Here is a 1,799-nt window from a genome sequence, read left to right as displayed (position 1 = left end):
GTAAATGGAACACCATTGGCTTTTCCTGAAATTGTGCTGAAAGAACCAAAACTTGTACATGAAGAAACAGCGCTCTATCGGTCTCGTCGTGCAGATTTGGAACAGACCATTGCAGGCTTAAAACAAGCTTTGCAACTGGTACAACAAGAATTGGCAATGACCGAACCGTTGGTTGCTAAAGGTGCAGCCAGTGAGGTTGAAGTTTTACGTTTACGTCGTGAAGCAAACGACCTTAGAAATAAAATGAATGATGCGCAGAACCAATATTTCGTTAAGGCTCGTGAAGAGTTATCGAAAGCCAATACCGATATTGAAACGCAGCAACAAGTCGTACTGGGGCGTACTGACAGCTTAGATCGTGCTATTTTTAAAGCGCCGGTACGTGGTGTTGTAAAAGAAATTGCGGTCACTACCCATGGTGGTGTTATTCCCCAAAACGGTAAGTTGATGACCATTGTTCCAATTGATGAGCAGCTGCTGATTGAAGCGCGTATTTTACCGCGTGACATTGCATTTATTCGTCCGGGACAAGAAGCGCTGGTTAAGATTACTGCTTATGACTACTCAATTTATGGTGGTTTAAAAGGTAAGGTAACGGTTATTTCACCAGACACGATTCGTGATGAGGTTAAACAAGACCAATTCTATTATCGTGTTTATATCCGGACTGATTCTGACAAGCTTTATAATAAACAAGGTAAGGCATACGGTATTACACCGGGTATGGTGGCAACGGTAGATATTCGTACTGGTCAAAAAACGGTACTGGATTACTTGCTTAAACCATTTAATAAAGCCAAAGAAGCTTTAAGAGAAAGGTAAACAAATATATATCTATATGGCTTTTAAATATTTAAAAACCATATAGATATTAATCGAGATAATATCTTGTTTTAAATGTGTGGTTTTTATTGTTTGTGTTTTAAAACATAAAAATATTAAAAGCATATTTTTATTTTAATTTGATTCTAATTCTTTGAAAAATAATAATTAATAATTTTGGTTTTATTTTGGTTAATAAATAAACTTCTTTTTGCTATTTTTTTGTGACGTAATTCATGTTTATAATTAAATTATGCGTTGAGGTTGGCCCTTGTTTTATCTAATTTATCCCTTAATTTGGGCTCTTCTTATTTAATAAAATTTAAGAGCTCTAAATTGGATTGGTTTAATTAAATAATCCTGAGAAGGGGAATAAATATGTCTGAAATAAGGGTAGTTTCTAAGGATAGTCATGAAACCTTAGAAACTACGACAAAGGATACAGTCACTCTTTCCGAAGCATCAGTTATTTTAATAAAAGTAAATAAAGATGATGTTTCTGAAATTAGACAAGACGGTAGAAATGCAATTATTACTTTAAAAAACGGTGAGCAAATAGTAATAATTGATTTCTTTAATGGTGGTAATTATTCAACCGATAATAGTTTAGTTTTTGAAGATAATAATCATAAATTACTGTGGGTACAGTTTACTGACAGTAATGGGGTCTTATTAGACCATATCACTTATAGTTATATCGATAGTATTGAACCATTGCTTTATCATGATGGTGCTGCATCTCCATGGGCATGGTTATCTGTACCACTAACCGCAGCAGGAATTTTGTGGTGGGCTCATGACAGCGATAAAAATAATAGTTTAGAAAGCGACTCTGATTCGGACAGCGATTCTGACTCTGACAGCGACTCTGATTCTGATAGTGACTCGGACTCTGACAGCGATTCTGACTCTGACAGCGACTCTGACAGCGACAGCGATTCGGACTCTGACAGTGACTCGGATTCGGACAGCGATTC

The 1,799-nt window shown here is 36.1% G+C and carries 2 protein-coding genes; both read left to right on the top strand.

Annotation, left to right across the window (positions count from 1 at the left end):
- Positions 1–822 (top strand): HlyD family type I secretion periplasmic adaptor subunit (locus MSG66_RS07865; RefSeq protein WP_324653444.1); only part of this gene is annotated, 822 nt, incomplete at its 5' end.
- A 378-nt stretch (positions 823–1,200) separates the two neighbouring features.
- A partial coding sequence (locus MSG66_RS18700; protein WP_420714250.1) for a BapA/Bap/LapF family prefix-like domain-containing protein occupies positions 1,201–1,799 on the top strand: 599 nt, incomplete at its 3' end.

Source organism: Acinetobacter sp. IK31, from assembly GCF_035615195.1.
Lineage (GTDB): Bacteria > Pseudomonadota > Gammaproteobacteria > Pseudomonadales > Moraxellaceae > Acinetobacter > Acinetobacter calcoaceticus_C.
The sequence above is the reverse complement of the archived record's forward strand: the minus strand, read 5'-3'. Positions and strand labels throughout refer to the sequence as shown.